Below are 18,159 nucleotides of genomic sequence, written 5' to 3' on the forward strand. Positions count from 1 at the left end.
GCCGCGCCCGAGGGCAGCGGAGGGCGGTCCGCTCCCCTGGCCCCGCCCGCACGGGCGACCCGTCCGCCGCCGCCCGCCGGATCGCCGCCCCGCCCCTTACCCTCGTACGCATGACCAGCGACGACATCGCACGGCCCGGAAGCCCCCGTTCGCTCCAGACCCTCGACGCGCTCTCCCCCGAGCAGACCGAGGCGGTGCTCGCCCTGCTCGCGGAGGCCGCCCGCACGGACGGGCAGCAGGCGGTGTCCGAGCAGGGACGGCTCCAGCTGCGCGGCGGACGCCGCGAGGGCGTGTCCCACCTGCTGCTCACGGTCGACGGTGAACTCGTCGGCTACGCACAGCTGGAGGACACCGACCCGGTGGAACCGCCCGCCGCGGAACTGGTCGTGCACCCCTCGCACCGCGGCCGGGGACACGGCCGGGCCCTCGGCACCGCGCTGCTCGCCGCCTCCGGCAAGCGGCTGCGCGTCTGGGCGCACGGCGGTCACTCCGCGGCCCGGCACCTCGCCCAGGTCCTCGGGCTCACCCTGTTCCGCGAACTGCGCCAGATGCGGCGGCCGTTGACCGGCTTCCCGCTGCCGGACCCGATGGCCCCCGAGGGCGTGACGGTGCGTCCCTTCGTCCCCGGGCAGGACGACACCGCCTGGCTGGCGCTGAACGCCGCCGCCTTCGCCCACCACCCCGAGCAGGGCTCGCTCACCCAGCGGGACCTGGACGACCGCAAGGCCGAGCCGTGGTTCGACCCCGAGGGCTTCTTCCTCGCCGAACGGGACGGCCGGCTCGTCGGTTTCCACTGGACCAAGGAGCACCGGGAGGAGGGCCTCGGCGAGGTGTACGTCGTCGGGGTCGGACCGGACGAACAGGGCAGCGGGCTCGGCACGTACCTCACCACGGTCGGCCTGCGGCACCTCGCCGAGCGCGGACTGCCCACGGCGATGCTCTACGTCGACGCCGACAACAAGGCGGCCGTGCGGGTCTACGAACGCCTGGGGTTCACGACCCACGAGACCGACCTCATGTACCGCACGGAGAGCTGACCGGCGGCCGGGCGTCCACGGTCGTCCCGCGGGGGCACGGCGGGGGCACCCCAGGGGCACGGCAGGCCGTCCGTCCCGAAGGCCGTCCGTCCCGCGGGTCGGACGGGCCCGCACCTCACGCCGACGGGTACGTCCTGCCGGCGGCCACCCCCGTCCCACCGGGCGCCCGTCTCCGTCCCGCCGGTCCCCGAGAAGGCCATTCACGGCCGCACCTTCGGCCGTGAACCGCCCGTGAACCCGCCGGCGCGGGGCGCGGCGCGGCCCGCTACGCCCTTGCGCGGACCCCGGCGCCGCAGCGGCTCCGCCGAGCAGACCGCCCACAGCAGGACCGCCGCGCCCAGCAGCACCGCCCACCGGTCGTGCGCCGCCGCCCACCGGTCGTCGCCGGGGGCGACGAACAGCGGCCATCGTTCCGGCCACAGCAGCAGTGCCACGACGGCCGAGGCGATCAGCGCCCCCGCGACGGCCTGCCCCGGCCGGGGGCTGTCGGAGCGGTGCACCGCGCAGGCGGCGCCGGCCAGGGCCAGCGCGACGGCGGTGGCCGCCTCCAGGGTCAGGTCCCCGGCCGGGGGCCGGACGGACGGCGGGACGAGCAGCAGGGCGGCCGTCCACCACAGGGCGGCGACCGGGGCGACGAGGACCAGCCGCAGGGTGTGCCGGACGGCACGCCGGGTGGGGACGGCGGCCGTGGTGTGCCGGGCCGGGTCGTCCAGCAGGAAGGCCAGGCCCACCGCGAACGCCACGGCGGACGCCCGCAGCGCCTTGACCGTGGACCACGGTGACGGGTCCTGCGTCATCCGGGGGATCGCGGCGAGCAGCAGGCCCACCGCGCTCCCCGCCCCGAGCGCCCGCCAGGGCAGGGTCCGCGCGACCGGCCGCACCAGCGCGGGCACCAGCCGCCGCAGGCCGGCCGGCCCCGCCGCCGGCCCGCCCGCCGGGGCCGGAACCGGATCCGGAGCGGTCACGGGTGCCGGCCCCGGTGCCGGCACGGGCGCCGGGGCCGGCGAGGGCCGTCGTCCGCTCACAGGCACGAGTCCTCACCCTCCGGCGCGTCGAGTCCCAGCACCTCGGCGACCCGGTCGGTGGTGACCTTCGGGGTGGTCAGCTCCCGCCAGTTCGCCCGGACCTTCGCGGCCACCTCGGCGCGGGGACGGTCCAGCAGTTCCCGGACCACCTCGGTGTGCGCGGCCGTCATGTACGTCGGCTCGGTCTGCGAGATGACGAGGGCGCTGCCCGTGTCGCTGTCGTCCAGGCGCACCCGGCGCAGGTCGGCCACCGGGTCGGGCCGTCCGGCGAGCGCCAGCCACATGACGGTGACCGTCCGGCCGTCGCACACCGTCGCGGCGTCCTCCTCGCTGCCCGCGACCAGCACACCGGCCACGGCGGTGGTGAACTCCGGGACGTGGTTGCCTCCCCAGGACGTGCCGACCGTCACCTCACCGGGCGCGCCGAGCGGGGGGATCGCGGAGTCGCTGGACAGGCCGTGGCGGGCCTCCACCCGCTGGCGCACCACCAGCGCGCGGTCGCCGGCGGCGTCACCGGCGAGGGCGGTGACCCCCTTCAGGGCGCGGTCCCAGTCGGCGGTGCGCGGGGTCCACTCGGGGAAGGCGCAGTACCGCGCGCCGTCGTGGTCGGTGCACTCGTGCACCTCCTGCGGGGTGGCCGAGTAGCGCACCCGGGCCTGCTCCGTCGCCGGGGGGAGCCCGCCGGACTGCCCCACCGCCCCGACCACCGTGAGCACCGCCGCCCCCGCGCAGGCGACCCGCACGGACCACAGCCGCGCGGCGCCGGACAGCAGCACGGCGGTCAGGGCGAGGGTCAGCGCGAGCCCCGCGAGGTAGACGGCGTGCCAGGCGGCGGGCCGGCCCAGCAGGACGGACGGGTAGGTGTGGCCGCCGGTCTCCCGGACCAGCGGCAGCAGCCAGCGGCTCGCGCTGTCCTCCCCGGTCTCGGCGGACGACAGCAGGACGTAGAACAGGCACAGGACGATCGCCAGCGGGGCGGCGAGCCCCGACCTCACCAGCCGGGCCAGCACGGCACCCGACGCGCCGAGCAGCAGCACGCACAGCGGGCCCACGAGCAGCTCGCCCGGCGCCCCCTGCCCGACCGCGCCGGGCTTGAGGGCCTCCCAGGTGAACTGCACCGCCACGCACACCGCCGTGAGCAGCGCCACGGCCGCCACGGACAGCAGGTGGGCGGTGGTACGGCACCACTGGGGGAGCACCAGCACCCCGAGGTGGCGCTCGGTGTCGTGGCGCCGGGACCGCAGCATGGCCTGGTTGACGCCGAGCAGGACGGCGAGGCCGACGAGCAGCGGGGCGCCCTGGGTGGCGCGGTCGGCGTCGTGCAGCGCGGGGTAGCCGTCCCAGGACGTGCGCGTGTGCCACACCACGTAGGCCGCGTACAGGGCGAAGGCGACGAGGACGGGCACCCGCAGGAGCAGCCGGCGGGTCTCGAAGGCGGCCAGGGCGAGCACGGCCGCCAGGTGCCCGCCGCGTGCGGCGGACACGGCCTGCGGGGCGGGGGCCGGGGTACGGGTCGCTGTGGTCACGCCGTCACCTCCGCGCCGGCGCCGTCGAGGGTGAGCAGGTAGCCGTCCTCCAGGGTGGGGTCGAGGAGTTCGGCGCCCGGCGGCGGGTCACCGACGTTGCGGTACGAGCCCTGACCCGTGCGCCAGCCGGCCCGGGCGCCGGGGGCGCGCTCGGCGCTGCTCCACACCCGGCCCTCGGCCCGGGCGGTCAGTTCGGCCGGGGTGCCCTCGAAGCGGACGGTGCCGGCGGCCAGGACGACCACCCGGCGGCAGAGCATCGCCACGTCCTCCGTCTGGTGCGTGGACAGCAGCACGGTGCGGCCCTCGCCGGCCCGCGCGATCACCTCGCGGAACCGCATGCGCTGTTCGGGGTCCAGACCGACGGTCGGCTCGTCCAGAACGAGGAACCCGGGGTCGCCGACCAGGGCGGCGGCCAGGGCGACCCGCTGCCGCATCCCGCCGGACAGCTTCTTGATGCGCTTGCCGCGCACGTCGCCGAGGCCCACCTCGTCGAGGACCCGCCGCACCTCGCGGTGCCGGGCGGAACGGTCGGTCAGCTCCTTGAGGATCGCCACGTAGTCGACGAACTCGAACGCGGTGAAATCGGGGTGGAAGCCGGGCGTCTGCGGCAGGTAGCCGAGGGCGCGCCGGACCTCCTGGCGTCCGCGCGAGGTGGCCGGGTCGTGACCGAACACGGTGAAGGCGCCGCGGTCGGCGGGCACGGCGGTGGCCAGCACCCGCAGCAGCGTGGTCTTGCCCGCGCCGTTGGGCCCGAGCAGCCCGGTGACGCCGGTGGACAGCGTCAGCGACACGTCGTCGAGGGCGCGGGTGCCCCCGTAGCGGAGGCTCAGCCCGGAGGCGGAGACGGCAGGGGTCATGCGGAACTCCCGTGGATCGCGCGGCGCGGGGCCGCGAAGGGACGGTGGGAAGGGCAGGGGTGGAGCGCGCGGCGCGGGGCCGCGCACCGCGGAGGCAGGGGAAGGGCGGGGTGGGGCGGGGCGGTCACGCCGGCCCGGGACGGTGTGTCACGCCGGCCGGGACCGGCCGGGCCGGTGGCGCCGGTCAGCCGGCCGCCGGGCCGCCGCCCAGGTCGAAGCGTTCGCGCAGCAGCAGGATGAGTGCGGCGCCGACCGCCGCGACCAGGGCGGACGCGCCCTGTCCCACCGCGGTGAACGGGGCCAGCGGGTCGTCGGCGCCCGTCCGGACGGCGTCCGCGGCGACCAGCACCGCGACCCAGCCGCCGCCGACGAGCAGCGGCGCCAGGGCCGGGCCGAGCCGGGGGGTCAGGGCGAGACACGTGGCGGTGAGCGCGAGCGCGGGCAGCAGCCAGGCCAGGGCCCGCGGCCCGTACCCGGGCAGGGCGAGGGTGGCCAGCCCGTTGAGGCCCAGCGCCACGGCCAGGACCGCCACCGTGCGGATCATCAGCAGCCGGAACCCGTGCGTCGGGGAGACCACCGCCATCTCGTACGTGGGATCCAGCGCCGGGCCGTAGGACAGCGCCACCCCGGCGAGCGGCAGCAGCGGCGCGAGGACCAGGAAGAGGGTGGGCGAGGCGGTGTCCCGGGTGGCGTGCGTCGCCAGCACGGTGAGCGCCAGGACGACGACGACCGCGCCCAGCCAGGAACGCCGCAGCACCGGGGTGGCCGCGAGCAGCCGCGCGGTGTGGTCGGCGACGCCGGCCCGCACCAGCAGGGACTCCAGCAGGCCCGTGCGGGGCGCGTCCAGGGCGGCGTCCAGCCGCTCCCAGCCGGCGTCCAGGGCGACGGGGTCGGCGGCCTCGGCGAGCACGGCCCGGCAGGCCGCGCAGGCGGTGAGGTGGCTGTCGGCCGACCAGAGCATCGGCGCCGCCAGCTCGCCGCGCGCGTAGGCCCGCAGGTCCTCCTCGGGCACGTGCCAGCCGGTCGCCGCACCGGAGGAACGCCCCGCGCGGCTCCCGGCGGGGTCCCCGCCGGAGGGGCCCCGCACACCGCCGTCCCGGTCGTCGCCGGCCGGGTCGTGTGAAGGTGTGTACGTCATGCCAGCGCCTCCCGCAGTTGCTTGCGGGCCCGCATCGCCCGCGTCTTGACCGTGCCCGGCGGGATGCCGAGCAGCACGGCGGCCTCACGGGTGGTCAGCCCGTCCAGCACCGTCGCCTGGAGCACCGCGCGCAGTTCCGGGGAGAGCCGGACCAGCGCACCCGCCAGGTCCCCGTGCTCCACCCCGGCGAGCACGCGCTCCTCCGCCGACGCCTCGTCCCGGTGCCGCAGCCGGGCCAGCGTCTGCCGCAGCCGGCCCCGGGCACCGGCGCCGCGCAGGGCGTCGACGAGCCGCCGGGAGGCGATCCGCCACAACCAGCCCGCGGCGTCCGCCCCGGTCTCCCGGTAGCGGGCGGTGCCGCGCCAGACGGCCAGGAAGGTCTCCTGGACCACGTCGTCGACGACCCCCGCGTCGGAGCACCGGCTGCGCATCCGGGCGGTCAGCCACGGCGCGTACCGCCGGTACAGCTCCTCGAAGGCGCCCCGGTCCCGCTCCTCGGCGACGGCGGCCAACAGCTCGCCGTCGCTTCTCGTTTCGCTCACGTCCCCCTCATCGCGCGAGCGGGGCCGATCGGTTCACTGCCGCCCCCGGACATTTCCGTTGACTTCTCCGGCCCCCTCCACCACCCTTCCACTACTCAATGAGGGAAAGGGTGGGGGAAAGGGTGGTGGATCGCGTGGTCGCCTACCGCATCGACCGGCACTCCGGCGTCGCCACCCACCTGCAGATCGTGCAGCAGACCAAGCAGGCCCTCCGGCTGGGACGACTGCGGCCCGGCGACCGGCTGCCCACGGCCCGGGAGGTCGTCGAGGCCATTGCCGTGAACCCCAACACCGTGCTGAAGGCGTACCGCGAACTGGAACGCGAGGGCCTGGTGGAGGCGCGGCGCGGCCTCGGCACCTTCGTCCGGCGCGGTCTCGGCACCGCCGCCGGCTCCCCGCTGCGCGCGGAACTGGAGGACTGGACGGCCCGGGCCCGGCAGTCCGGGCTGGAACGGGAGGACGTCGCCGCCCTCTTCACCGCCGTCCTCGACACCCACTACCCGGACCACCGCACGACCCCCGGACCGGACCCGTCCTGACCGGCCCGGCCGCCCGGCGGACCCGCTGTCCCGGCGGACCCGCTGTCCCGAGGGCGCCCGGGCCGGGGCGCCGGGCGGAACCGGAACGGCCGGGCCTCACCGGCTCCCACCGCCCCCTCCCCGGCCGCCCCGGCCCCACGCACGACGAGCCTCACACCCCGGCCACGACGGGCTCCGCGCCCCTGCCCCACGCACGACGGTCCCCCGCTCCCTCCCCCACGGCGGCCGCCGCACCCCCGCGGGCCCCGAAGGCGGCGCCCCGCGCTCTGCCTCGCGCTCCCCCGGACGTCATGTCGCCGTAACCGTCGATTCAGACGGGCTTGGGACCCTCGGCGCATGCATCCCGTCGCGTCAGAGCCGGCGCCGCCCGCGGGGCGGAACGGGCGGAACGGGCACGCCCCGGCGGCCCCACGGTTGTCGCCCGCGGTTTCCGGCGCGCCCCGGACGGGGTCCGCGCGGAACAATGGGTCCATGAGCCAGCCGAATGCCCAGGCACAGGTACAGCACGCGCAGCCCTCCGTGGGCTCCATCGCCGCGCACCGTCCGCACACCGTGGCGGGCGTGGTCCCCGATCTGGAACCCGACATCGACGCCGACCTCGACGGCTACGACGAGCTGCCGGACGCGGGCGCCGCCGCCCTGCCGCAGGACCGCTTCCTCGACCGGGAACGCAGCTGGCTCGCCTTCAACGAGCGCGTCCTCGAACTGGCCGAGGACCCCGACACCCCGCTGCTGGAGCGCGCCAACTTCCTCGCGATCTTCGCCAGCAACCTGGACGAGTTCTTCATGGTCCGGGTGGCCGGCCTGAAGCGCCGCATCGCCACCGGGGTCGCCACCCGCTCCGCCTCCGGGCTCCAGCCCCGCGAGGTGCTGGAGATGATCTGGGCCCGCTCGCGCGAGCTGATGGCCCGGCACGCCGCCTGCTACCACGAGGACGTCGCCCCCGCACTCGCGGAGGAGGGCATCCACCTGGTCCGCTGGAACGAGCTGACGGAGAAGGAGCAGGCCCGCCTGTTCACCCTCTTCCGGCACCAGATCTTCCCGGTGCTGACCCCGCTGGCGGTCGACCCGGCGCACCCCTTCCCGTACATCTCCGGCCTGTCCCTGAACCTGGCCGTCGTCGTCCGCAACCCCGTCACCGGGCACAAGCACTTCGCCCGGGTGAAGGTGCCGCCGCTGCTGTCCCGCTTCCTGGAGAGCTCCCCCGGCCGCTACGTCCCGCTGGAGGACGTCATAGCCGCCCACCTGGAGGAGCTGTTCCCCGGCATGGAGGTGCTGGAGCACCACGCCTTCCGGCTCACCCGCAACGAGGACCTGGAGGTCGAGGAGGACGACACGGAGAACCTGCTCCAGGCGCTGGAGAAGGAACTCATGCGGCGCCGCTTCGGGCCCCCGGTGCGCCTGGAGGTGGAGGAGTCCATCGACCGCGAGGTGCTGGACCTCCTGGTGCGCGAGCTGAAGATCAGCGAGGCCGAGGTCTACCCGCTGCCCGGCCCGCTCGACCTCACCGGCCTCTTCCGCATCCACAGCCTGGACCGGCCGGAGCTGAAGTACCCGAAGTTCATCGCCGGCACCCACCGGGACCTCGCGGAGGTGGAGTCCGCCTCCGCCCCCGACATCTTCGCCGCGCTGCGCAGCCGCGACGTGCTGCTGCACCACCCGTACGACTCCTTCTCCACCTCCGTGCAGGCGTTCCTGGAGCAGGCCGCCTCCGACCCGGACGTCCTGGCGATCAAGCAGACCCTGTACCGCACCTCGGGCGACTCCCCGATCGTGGACGCCCTCATCGACGCCGCCGAGTCGGGCAAGCAGGTGCTGGTGCTGGTCGAGATCAAGGCCCGCTTCGACGAGCACGCCAACATCAAGTGGGCGCGCAAGCTGGAGGAGTCCGGCTGCCACGTCGTCTACGGCCTGGTCGGCCTGAAGACCCACTGCAAGCTGTCCCTGGTGGTGCGTCAGGAGGGCGAGACGCTGCGCCGCTACAGCCACGTCGGCACCGGCAACTACCACCCGAAGACGGCCCGCCTCTACGAGGACCTCGGCCTGCTCACCGCCGACCCGCAGGTCGGCGCGGACCTCTCCGACCTGTTCAACCGCCTCTCCGGCTACTCCCGCCGGGAGACCTACCGGCGGCTGCTGGTCGCCCCGAAGTCACTGCGGGACGGCCTGGTCTCCCGGATCGACAAGGAGGCCCAGCACCACCGCGCCGGACGCCCCGCCTACGTGCGCATCAAGGTCAACTCGATGGTCGACGAGGCCGTCATCGACGCCTGCTACCGGGCGTCCCGGGCGGGCGTGCCGGTGGACATCTGGGTGCGCGGCATCTGCGCGATCCGGCCGGGCGTGCCGGGGCTGTCGGAGAACGTCCGGGTCCGCTCCGTCCTCGGCCGCTTCCTCGAACACTCCCGGGTCTTCGCCTTCGGCAACGGCGGCGAACCCGAGGTGTGGATCGGCAGCGCGGACATGATGCACCGCAACCTCGACCGCCGCATAGAGGCCCTGGTGCGGGTCACCGACCCGGCCCACCGGGGCTCCCTGAACCGTCTCCTGGAGACGGGCATGTCCGACGCCACCGCGTCCTGGCACCTGGACGCGGACGGCGAGTGGACCCGGCACGCCACCGACGCCGACGGCCGGCCCCTGCGCAACATCCAGGAGATGCTCATAGACGCCCGGAGGCGCCGGCGTGGCACAGCGACACCCTGACCCGACGCACCCGGCGACCGGCCCCGTGCCGGTCGCCGCCCTGGAGCGCCACCTGCGCGCCCAGGCCACCGCCTTCCTCCGCGCGCTGCGCCTGCACCGGGAGACCGGCCCGGGCGCCACGCCGGAGGAGGCGGCCGAGGCGGCCCGGGCGCTGCGCCGCTCGGCCCGCCGCATCAGCGCCGGGCTGCACACCTTCCAGCCGCTGCTGGACCGGGACTGGGCCCAGTCCCTCAGCCCGGAACTCGCCTGGGTCTCCGGCACCCTGGCCGTGGAGCACGGCTGCACGGCCCGCCTGGAGCGGCTGCTGACGGCCCTGCACCGCCTCTCCGGCGCCCCCGTGCTCCCGGCCCAGGCGGCAGCCGCCCCCGCACCCGTGGCGGCCCCGGCCCGTGCCGTGGCCCCCCGGGCGCCGGTCGCCACCCCGTCGCCCGCCCGCCCCGGCACCGACGCGCCGGCCCCGGCCCGGCCCCGCACCGCTACGGCGACGGCCCCGCCGCCGTCCCCGGCCACCACCACGGCCCCGCCCCCCGGCACCGCCCTCCCCCTCCCCGACCGGGGCAACCTGACCGTGGGCGCCGTCAAGGCGGGCGCGCTGCTGGAGCGGCAGCTCACGCTCGCCCGGACCCGGGCCCACTCCACCGCCCTCCAGGCGCTGCGCTCCTCCCGCTTCCACGCGGTCGCGGACCAGGTCGCCGTGCTGGCCAGCGAGGTCCCGCTGGCCCCGGCCGCGCACCGGGCCGACCTGCGGGACCCGGCCGCCGCCGCCCGGGACCGCCTCGCCGACGCCGTGGCCGCGCTGCCCCTCGTCACCGCGGGCAGCCCGTACAACGCCCAGGCGCTGATCCACGGGCTGTCCCCGGACCCGGCCCCCCACCCGCAGGACGCCCCCTGGCACCAGGTCCGCCTGCTGCTGCGCCTGCACCGCTACGCACGCGAGGTGCTGCGCGACCACGACGACAGCGACGGCCACGGGGACGGCGACGGCGGCCACAGTGACGGCGGCGACCACGGTCACGGCCTCCCGGGCGGGGCCGCGCCCGCCTCCGCCGACGCGGGTCTGCCGGCCGCCGCCGCGGCCCTGGACCGGCACCGGGACGCCGCCGAGGCCGCGACCGCCGCCGCGCAGGCGGCCCGCACCCCGCGCATCGCCCCCGCCACGGCGTACGCGCTCGGCGTGCTCCACGCCGACCAGCGGCACGAGGTGGAGGCCGCGCGGTACGCGTTCCAGCGCTGCTGGCGCAAGGATGTCCTCGGGGCGCCGTAGGCACGCGGACCACAGGCCGGAAGCGGAAGCCCCGGCCCCGCGGACAGCGCCCCTGCCCCGCGCGGGCGGAGCACCGGCCGAGGTCCAGGAAGGCGGCACACCCATGGCGCACGGCACTCTCACGGTCCAGGCGGCGGGCTGTGTCCTGTGGCGGTACTCGCCCGTGACGGGTGAGCTGGAGCTGTGTCTCGTTCACCGTCCCAAGTACGACGACTGGTCCTGGCCCAAGGGCAAGCTCAAGCGCGGCGAGGACCCGCTCGCCGGCGCCCTGCGCGAAGTCGCCGAGGAGACCGGCCACACGGCCGTCCCGGGCGCCGAGCTGCCCTCCGTGCACTACCTGGCCGACGGCCGGCCCAAGCGGGTCCGCTACTGGGCCGCGCGAGCCGTCTCCGGCGGCTTCACCCCGAACGACGAGGTGGACCGCGTCCTGTGGCTTCCCCCGGACCGGGCTCGCCCCCGCCTCACCGCACCGCGGGACGCGGACCTCGTGGACGACCTGCTCGCTCACCTCGCCACCTCCGGCGACCGGGACGGCCGGCCGCCCGCGAGCCCCGCGTAGGGCCTCCTCGGCCCTCACCGCCACCGGGCGCGGTGCGCCCTGCGCCCGGCCCCGGTACGGCCCCGCCCGTACGGCTCCGCTACGGCCCCGGTGCGCCCCCGGCCGTACGGCCCCGGTGCGAACGCCCGGCCCGGGCCACACGGCTGCCCGGCCGGGCGACGGCACGCCTCGCACCGCCTCGCACGGACCCACCGGGCGCACCGGACCCACCGGACCCGCCGGGCGCACCGGACCACCGCACCCGCCGACCCGCCGGACGGACCCGCCGGACCGGGTCGCCACGGCGGGCGCGGCAGCCCGGACCCGACCCGGTCCGACCCGACCCCCATGCCCGGCCGCCGTGCCCGGCCGCCGTGCCCGACCCCCGCGCCGCCCCCCGTCACGGCGGCGTCCACCGGACCGACCCCTTCCGGCCGGTACCGGCCCGTGTCCGGGACGTGAGCGTTCCGTGACCTCACCGCACCGTCCTCAGGGGTTCACCCCTCGTTCATGTACGGCCATCGGCGGCTTCACCTGTTCTGCCTAATTTCGGCCGTGCACGATGCGGCCCGTCCCCCGGCCCGGCGCCCGGGCGTCCGCATCACCCACACTTCGCGCACGCCGCCGAAATCAGGACGGCGGCACCTGGAAGGAATTCAAGTGAAGCTTCAGCGCAAGAACCGGCGGGCCCTCGCTCTCGGCGCTCTCGCCGTCTCCGGCGCCCTGGCCCTCACGGCGTGCGGCTCCGACGACACCTCCGGCGGCAACGGCGGCGACGCGTCCGCCGCCGCGCAGGCCGGGAACATCAAGTGCGACGACGCCCGGGGCCAGCTCCAGGCGTCCGGCTCGTCCGCGCAGAAGAACGCGATCGACGCGTGGGTGAAGCAGTTCACCGCGGCCTGCAAGGACGTGCAGGTCAACTACAACCCGACCGGCTCCGGCGCCGGCATCACCGCCTTCACCCAGGGCCAGACCGCCTTCGCCGGCTCGGACTCCGCGCTGAAGCCCGAGGAGGTCGAGGCGTCGAAGAAGATCTGCACCGACGGCCAGGGCATCGACCTGCCGATGGTCGGCGGCCCGATCGCGGTCGGCTTCAACGTCCCGGGCGTCGACAAGCTCACCCTGGACGCGGCCACCATGGCCCAGATCTTCGACAACAAGATCACCAACTGGAACGACGAGGCGATCAAGAAGCTCAACCCCGACGCCAAGCTGCCCGACCTGAAGATCCAGGCGTTCCACCGCTCCGACGAGTCCGGCACCACCGACAACTTCACCAAGTACCTCAAGGCCGCCGCGCCCAAGGACTGGACGTACGAGCCGGGCAAGTCGTGGGAGGCCGAGGGCGGCCAGTCCGCGCAGGGCTCCTCCGGTGTGGCCCAGCAGGTCAAGCAGACCGCGGGCGCCATCTCCTACTTCGAGCTCTCCTACGCCAAGGACGGCATCAAGACCGTCGACCTCAAGACCGAGGCCACCGAGCCGGTCGCCGCCACCGTCGAGAACGCCACCGCGGCCATCGGCGCCGCCAAGGTCGTCGGCACCGGCAAGGACCTGGCGCTGGAGCTGGACTACACCCCGAACGCCGAGGGCGCCTACCCGATCGTCCTGGTCACCTACGAGATCGTCTGCGACAAGGGCAACAAGGCGGAGACCCTGCCCGCCACCAAGGCCTTCCTGAACTACATGGCCTCCGAGGACGGCCAGGGCCTGCTGGCCGACGCCGGCTACGCCCCGATGCCCGACGAGATCATCACCAAGGTCCGCGACACCATCGCGAGCCTGAGCTGACCCCGCGTGTGCGGACCGGCCCCCCACCGGGTCCGGTCCGCACACCGTCCGGTGCACCGCCATCAGGAGCCCCCGGCCCCCGGACGGCTCCGACCGAGCCGCCCGCCACGGACGGCTCCGCAGACCGGAGAACCCGATGGACACCACGACACAGACACCCACCGCCCCTCCCACCGCCCCCCTGCCGGCCACGGCCGAGCAGAAGCGGGCCGCACGGGCCGCCACCCGCCCCGGTGACCGGATCTTCCTCGGGCTCTCCCGCGGGTCCGGCATCTTCGTGCTGGTGCTCATGGCCGCCATCGCGGCCTTCCTGACCTACCGCGCCTCCCTGGCCATCAGCAAGGACGAGGCGAACTTCTTCACCACCTTCGAGTGGAACCCCACCGGCGTCCCGCCGGAGTTCGGCATCGCCGTCCTGGCCTTCGGCACCGTCGTGTCGTCGGTCATCGCGATGATCATCGCGGTGCCGATCTCGGTGGGCATCGCCCTGTTCATCACGCACTACGCGCCCCGCCGCCTCGGCGGCACCATCGCCTACGTGATCGACCTGCTCGCCGCGGTCCCGTCGATCGTCTACGGCCTGTGGGGCGCCCTCTTCCTCGTCCCGCACCTCAACGGCCTCTACGGCTGGCTCGACGACTACCTCGGCTGGACGGGCGTCTTCGCCTGGAACGACGGCGCCCCGCGCTCGCTGTTCACCATCGGCATCCTGCTGGCGATCATGATCCTGCCGATCATCACCAACGTCAGCCGCGAGGTGTTCCGCCAGGTGCCGCGGATGCACGAGGAGGCCGCCCTGGCCCTCGGCGCCACGCGCTGGGAGGTCATCCGCATGTCGGTGCTGCCCTTCGGCCGCTCCGGCGTCATCTCCGCGTCGATGCTGGGCCTCGGCCGCGCGCTCGGCGAGACGATGGCCGTCGCGATGGTGCTCTCGCCGTCCTTCGACATCAACCTCAGCCTGCTCGACACCGGCGGCGGCACCTTCGCCCAGAACATCGCCAGCAAGTTCAACGAGGCCAACGTGATGGGCCAGGACGCACTGATCGCCTCCGGCATGGTCCTGTTCGTCATCACCCTGCTGGTCAACGGCGCGGCGCGGCTGATCATCGCACGCCGCAAGGAGTACTCGGGGGCCAACGCATGAGCCACGCAACCCTGTCCCCGCAGCGCAGCTCCCTGCGCGGCGCGACCCTGCCGAAGTGGTTCCCCTGGGCGGTGGCCGCCGCGTCCGCCGCGCTGGGCTACGGCATCAGCGCCGCCGCCGGGCTGCAGAGCGACATCCAGTGGGCCCTGATCGCGGGCGTGCTGTTCGTGAGCGGCTCGTTCGCCGTCGCCGCCAAGGTCGAGGGCGTCCGCCAGGCCAAGGACCGCCTGGCGACCAGCCTGGTGTGGGTCGCCTTCCTGCTGGCCGTGATCCCGCTCGCCTCCCTGCTGTGGGAGACGGTCGAGCAGGGCGTCAAGGTCCTCGACGGCTACTTCCTCACCCACTCGATGGGCACCGTCGCCGACGCCGAGCCCGGCGGCGGCATCTACCACGCCATGCTCGGCACCCTGCAGCAGGTCGGCCTCGCCGCCCTGATCTCCGTGCCGGTCGGCGTGCTCACCGCGATCTACCTCGTCGAGTACGGGCGCGGCCGGCTCGCCCAGGCGGTGACCTTCTTCGTCGACGTCATGACGGGCATCCCGTCGATCGTCGCGGGCCTGTTCATCCTCAGCCTCTGGGTGCTGATCCTCGGCATGGGACCGTCCGGCTTCGCCGGCTCCATGGCCCTGTCGATCCTGATGATCCCCGTGGTCGTCCGCTCCACCGAGGAAATGCTGAAACTGGTGCCCAACGAGCTGCGCGAGGCGTCCCTGGCGCTCGGCGTGCCGAAGTGGCGCACCATCCTCAAGGTGGTGCTGCCCACGTCGATCGGAGGCATCACCACCGGCGTGATGCTGGCCGTGGCCCGCATCACCGGTGAGACCGCGCCCGTGCTGCTGCTGGTGTGGGGCACCGACTTCATCAACGCCAACCCCTTCCAGGGACCGCAGGAGTCGCTGCCCATGTACATCTACCTCCAGTACGCCAACAGCGGAGGTTCCGGCGCGGCCTACGACCGTGCCTGGGCGGCGGCCCTGACGCTCATCGCGTTCATCATGATCCTCAACCTGGCGGCCCGCGGCATCGCCCGCTGGAAGGCCCCGCAGACCGGTCGCTGACGCGGCCACGGCGACGACCGCCGGCGACCCGAAAGAAGCAGTGATTCCCATGGCCAAGCGCATCGACATCAGCGGCCTCAACGCCTACTACGGCTCCTTCCTCGCCATCGAGGACATCTCGATGACGGTCGAGCCCCGCTCCGTCACGGCCTTCATCGGCCCCTCCGGCTGCGGCAAGTCCACGTTCCTGCGCACCCTCAACCGCATGCACGAGGTCACGCCGGGCGGCCGGGTCGAGGGCAAGGTCATGCTCGACGACGAGAACCTGTACGGCAGCGGCATCGACCCGGTGGCCGTGCGGCGCGAGGTCGGCATGGTCTTCCAGCGCCCCAACCCCTTCCCCACCATGTCGGTCTACGACAACGTGGCGGCGGGCCTCAGGCTGAACGGCAAGTACAAGAAGTCGCAGCTGGACGACATCGTCGAGAAGTCCCTGCGGGGCGCCAACCTCTGGAACGAGGTCAAGGACCGCCTCAACAAGCCCGGCTCGGGCCTGTCCGGCGGCCAGCAGCAGCGGCTGTGCATCGCCCGCGCCATCGCGGTCGAGCCGAAGGTGCTGCTGATGGACGAGCCCTGCTCCGCCCTGGACCCGATCTCCACCCTCGCCATCGAGGACCTGATCGGCGACCTGAAGGAGCGGTTCACCATCGTCATCGTCACGCACAACATGCAGCAGGCGGCCCGGGTCTCCGACCGCACCGCGTTCTTCAACCTCGCGGCGGTCGGCAAGCCCGGCAAGCTGATCGAGATCGACGACACCGAGCGCATCTTCTCCAACCCGTCGGTCCAGGCCACGGAGGACTACATCTCCGGCCGCTTCGGCTGACCCGCGGTCCCCTCACGGTGCTGCATGGCGGTGCCACCGTGAGGAGCACAGGGCCCGCCCCCGAGAACCGGGGGCGGGCCCTTTCCCTGCTCCTGCGCGCGTCCCCACTCCTGCGCACGTCCGCCGCGGATCCCCGCCGCGCCCGCACCCCGCGCCGGAGGCCGGGCCGTACGTCCTCCGACGCACGCCCTCTGCCGTAGGTCGTCCGCCGTGCTGCTCCGCCGTACGTCTCCTGCCGTGCCGCGGGCACCCCGCGCCGCGCACCGCTACAGGAACGCCAGCTGCACCACCCAGAACGACAGCGCGGCCACCAGGGCGGCCGCCGGCATGGTGATGAACCAGCCCATGACGATGTTCTTGGCGACGCCCCACCGGACCGCGTTGACGCGCTTGGTCGCCCCGACACCCATGATCGCCGAGGTGATCACGTGCGTGGTGGAGATCGGCGCGTGGAACAGGAACGCCGAACCGAACATGATCGTCGCGCCCGTGGTCTCGGCCGCGAACCCCTGCGGCGGGTCCAGCTCGATGATCTTCCGGCCGAGCGTCCGCATGATCCGCCAGCCGCCCGCGTAGGTGCCCGCGGACAGCATCACCGCACAGGCGATCTTGACCCACACCGGGATCGGGTCGCCGTAGTCCTCGACGTCGGCGATGACCAGCGCCATCACCACGATGCCCATCGTCTTCTGGGCGTCCTGCAGACCGTGCCCGAGCGCCATCCCGGCCGCCGACACGGTCTGGGCGATCCGGAAGCCGCGCTTGGCCTTGTGCGGGTTGGCCCGCCGGAAGATCCACATGATCGCCGTCATGACCAGGTACCCGGCGAGCAGACCGACCAGCGGCGAGACGAACATCGGGATGACGACCTTGTCGACGACCCCGTTCCAGTACACGGCCGTCCCGCCGGCCAGCGCGGCGCCCACCATGCCGCCGAACAGGGCGTGCGAGGACGAGGACGGCAGCCCGAAGTACCAGGTGATCAGGTTCCAGACGATCGCACCCACCAGGGCGGCGAACAGGATCCCCATCCCCGTCGAGCCCTCGGGCGTCTGGATCAGCCCCTCACTGACCGTCTTGGCGACGCCGGACCCCATGAACGCGCCGGCCAGGTTCATCACGGCCGCCATCGCGAGCGCCGCCCGCGGGGTCAGCGCGCGGGTCGACACGGAGGTGGCGATCGCGTTCGCCGAGTCGTGGAAGCCGTTGGTGTAGGTGAAGAAGAGCGCGACCCCGATGGTCACGACCAGTGCGAACGTCTCCATGGGTGGTGTCAGGACTCCTTGACGGAGATGGTCTCCACCGTGTTCGCCACATGCTCGAAGGCGTCCGCCGCTTCCTCCAGTACGTCCACGATCTGCTTCAGCTTGAGCACCTCGATGGCGTCGTACTTGCCGTTGAACAGGTGCGCCAGCAGCTTGCGGTGGATCTGGTCGGCCTGGTTCTCCAGCCGGTTGACCTCGATCCAGTACTCGGTGAGGTTGTCCATGGTCCGCAGGTTCGGCATCGCCTCGGCCGTCAGCTCGGCGGCCCGCGCCAGCACCTCGATCTGCTGCTCGACGCCCTTGGGCAGTTCCTCGACGTTGTAGAGGACGACCAGGTCGACGGCCTCCTCCATGAAGTCCATGATGTCGTCGAGGGACGAGGCGAGGGAGTAGATGTCCTCGCGGTCGAAGGGCGTGATGAACGAGGAGTTCAGCTGATGGAAGATCGCGTGCGTGGCGTCGTCACCCGCGTGTTCCGCGGCCCGCATACGCTCTGCGATCTCGACCCGGGCGGAGGAGTCCGCCCCGAGCAGTTCCATCAGGAGTTTGGAGCCCGTGACGATGTTGTCCGCGGATGCGGCGAACATGTCATAGAAGCTCGTCTCCCTGGGGGTCAGACGAAAGCGCACGTGGGGTCCTCGGGGTGCAGAGGGTTCGGTCAGGCTGATGCTAGGCGCATCATCCGGCCACGACGAGCGGGCCGTCCCCCAGTGTCGCCCATCGGGCTCGCTGCTCCGCACGGGGGCCGTCCGAGGTCCGCGCCGGCCGTCGCGCACCGCACCGGCCACAGGTCCTATACCCAGGGAAATTCGGTACCATATACCCGCCAGGGGTATATACGCGACGGCCGTCCGGCCGCCCGCACGGGGACCTCGCACCGAACCACGCACCGGACCGGGCACCGAA

At 74.0% G+C, this 18,159-nt stretch carries 16 protein-coding genes; 9 read left to right on the top strand and 7 right to left on the bottom strand.

Going from position 1 to position 18,159, the window contains the following annotated elements:
• Nucleotides 1-110: 110 nt before the first annotated feature.
• Complete coding sequence (mshD, locus tag AC02VZ_RS20135) at nt 111-1,037, top strand: mycothiol synthase (protein ID WP_432054825.1); 927 nt, start codon at nt 111-113, stop codon at nt 1,035-1,037.
• A 200-nt stretch (nt 1,038-1,237) separates the two neighbouring features.
• On the opposite strand, the gene AC02VZ_RS20140 is transcribed toward mshD, so the two are convergent.
• The 5 genes from AC02VZ_RS20140 to AC02VZ_RS20160 form a co-directional block, all read right to left on the bottom strand.
• The gene (locus AC02VZ_RS20140) at nt 1,238-2,002 is read right to left on the bottom strand and encodes an ABC transporter (protein WP_476476040.1); all 765 of its coding nucleotides are present in this window, start codon (nt 2,000-2,002) and stop codon (nt 1,238-1,240) included.
• A gap of 56 nt (nt 2,003-2,058) precedes the next feature.
• Nucleotides 2,059-3,588 (bottom strand): ABC transporter permease, encoded by a 1,530-nt coding sequence (locus AC02VZ_RS20145; RefSeq protein WP_476476041.1) that lies wholly within the window; start codon nt 3,586-3,588, stop codon nt 2,059-2,061.
• Complete coding sequence (locus AC02VZ_RS20150; RefSeq protein ID WP_432054828.1) at nt 3,585-4,445, bottom strand: ABC transporter ATP-binding protein; 861 nt, start codon at nt 4,443-4,445, stop codon at nt 3,585-3,587. The genes AC02VZ_RS20145 and AC02VZ_RS20150 overlap by 4 nt, the downstream gene beginning before the upstream one ends.
• 184 nt (nt 4,446-4,629) lie before the next feature.
• Nucleotides 4,630-5,583 carry a cupin domain-containing protein gene (locus AC02VZ_RS20155; RefSeq protein ID WP_432054829.1) on the bottom strand — a complete coding sequence of 318 codons (954 nt, stop codon included), beginning with the start codon at nt 5,581-5,583 and terminating at the stop codon, nt 4,630-4,632.
• Nucleotides 5,580-6,125 (bottom strand): RNA polymerase sigma factor, encoded by a 546-nt coding sequence (locus AC02VZ_RS20160; protein WP_432054830.1) that lies wholly within the window; start codon nt 6,123-6,125, stop codon nt 5,580-5,582. Before AC02VZ_RS20160 ends, AC02VZ_RS20155 begins: the two co-directional genes overlap by 4 nt.
• Before the next feature lie 134 nt (nt 6,126-6,259).
• On the opposite strand from AC02VZ_RS20160, the gene AC02VZ_RS20165 reads away from it, so the two are divergent.
• The 8 genes from AC02VZ_RS20165 to pstB all read left to right on the top strand — a co-directional run bounded on the left by AC02VZ_RS20165 (nt 6,260) and on the right by pstB (nt 15,988).
• Nucleotides 6,260-6,664: a GntR family transcriptional regulator gene (locus AC02VZ_RS20165; RefSeq protein WP_432054853.1), complete on the top strand. Its 405-nt coding sequence runs from the start codon at nt 6,260-6,262 to the stop codon at nt 6,662-6,664.
• Between the two features lie 471 nt (nt 6,665-7,135).
• The gene (locus AC02VZ_RS20170; RefSeq protein ID WP_476476042.1) at nt 7,136-9,370 is read left to right on the top strand and encodes an RNA degradosome polyphosphate kinase; all 2,235 of its coding nucleotides are present in this window, start codon (nt 7,136-7,138) and stop codon (nt 9,368-9,370) included.
• Nucleotides 9,351-10,634 (top strand): CHAD domain-containing protein, encoded by a 1,284-nt coding sequence (locus tag AC02VZ_RS20175; RefSeq protein ID WP_476476043.1) that lies wholly within the window; start codon nt 9,351-9,353, stop codon nt 10,632-10,634. The genes AC02VZ_RS20170 and AC02VZ_RS20175 overlap by 20 nt, the downstream gene beginning before the upstream one ends.
• A 103-nt stretch (nt 10,635-10,737) precedes the next feature.
• Nucleotides 10,738-11,193, top strand: a complete 456-nt coding sequence (locus AC02VZ_RS20180; protein WP_432054833.1) for an NUDIX hydrolase — start codon at nt 10,738-10,740, stop codon at nt 11,191-11,193.
• Nucleotides 11,194-11,832: 639 nt separating this feature from the next.
• A complete protein-coding gene (gene pstS, locus AC02VZ_RS20185; RefSeq protein WP_476476044.1) occupies nt 11,833-12,960 on the top strand; it encodes a phosphate ABC transporter substrate-binding protein PstS in 1,128 nt (375 codons plus the stop codon).
• Nucleotides 12,961-13,096: 136 nt separating this feature from the next.
• Complete coding sequence (gene pstC, locus AC02VZ_RS20190; protein WP_476476045.1) at nt 13,097-14,104, top strand: phosphate ABC transporter permease subunit PstC; 1,008 nt, start codon at nt 13,097-13,099, stop codon at nt 14,102-14,104.
• Nucleotides 14,101-15,162, top strand: coding sequence for a phosphate ABC transporter permease PstA (pstA, locus tag AC02VZ_RS20195; RefSeq protein WP_432054836.1), 1,062 nt, complete (start codon nt 14,101-14,103; stop codon nt 15,160-15,162). The genes pstC and pstA overlap by 4 nt, the downstream gene beginning before the upstream one ends.
• Nucleotides 15,163-15,211: 49 nt before the next feature.
• On the top strand, nt 15,212-15,988 hold the full coding sequence (gene pstB / locus AC02VZ_RS20200) for a phosphate ABC transporter ATP-binding protein PstB (protein ID WP_362101245.1): 777 nt from the start codon (nt 15,212-15,214) through the stop codon (nt 15,986-15,988).
• Nucleotides 15,989-16,254: 266 nt separating this feature from the next.
• Here the strand turns inward: pstB and AC02VZ_RS20205 are convergent, their stop codons facing one another.
• Nucleotides 16,255-17,253, bottom strand: a complete 999-nt coding sequence (locus AC02VZ_RS20205) for an inorganic phosphate transporter (protein ID WP_362101243.1) — start codon at nt 17,251-17,253, stop codon at nt 16,255-16,257.
• Between the two features lie 8 nt (nt 17,254-17,261).
• Complete coding sequence (locus tag AC02VZ_RS20210; protein ID WP_362101240.1) at nt 17,262-17,882, bottom strand: DUF47 domain-containing protein; 621 nt, start codon at nt 17,880-17,882, stop codon at nt 17,262-17,264.
• Nucleotides 17,883-18,159 lie beyond the last annotated feature (277 nt).

It is taken from the genome of Streptomyces sp. 3-6, assembly GCF_056323165.1.

Bases quoted from the DNA above. Each gene is read 5' to 3' on its own strand.
- pstB (WP_362101245.1), top strand. From the start codon at position 15,212: ATGGCCAAGCGCATCGACATCAGCGGCCTCAACGCCTACTACGGCTCC.
- AC02VZ_RS20170 (WP_476476042.1), top strand. From the start codon at position 7,136: ATGAGCCAGCCGAATGCCCAGGCACAGGTACAGCACGCGCAGCCCTCC.
- AC02VZ_RS20180 (WP_432054833.1), top strand. From the start codon at position 10,738: ATGGCGCACGGCACTCTCACGGTCCAGGCGGCGGGCTGTGTCCTGTGG.
- AC02VZ_RS20155 (WP_432054829.1), bottom strand. From the start codon at position 5,583: ATGACGTACACACCTTCACACGACCCGGCCGGCGACGACCGGGACGGC.
- AC02VZ_RS20205 (WP_362101243.1), bottom strand. From the start codon at position 17,253: ATGGAGACGTTCGCACTGGTCGTGACCATCGGGGTCGCGCTCTTCTTC.
- pstC (WP_476476045.1), top strand. From the start codon at position 13,097: ATGGACACCACGACACAGACACCCACCGCCCCTCCCACCGCCCCCCTG.
- pstA (WP_432054836.1), top strand. From the start codon at position 14,101: ATGAGCCACGCAACCCTGTCCCCGCAGCGCAGCTCCCTGCGCGGCGCG.
- AC02VZ_RS20150 (WP_432054828.1), bottom strand. From the start codon at position 4,445: ATGACCCCTGCCGTCTCCGCCTCCGGGCTGAGCCTCCGCTACGGGGGC.
- mshD (WP_432054825.1), top strand. From the start codon at position 111: ATGACCAGCGACGACATCGCACGGCCCGGAAGCCCCCGTTCGCTCCAG.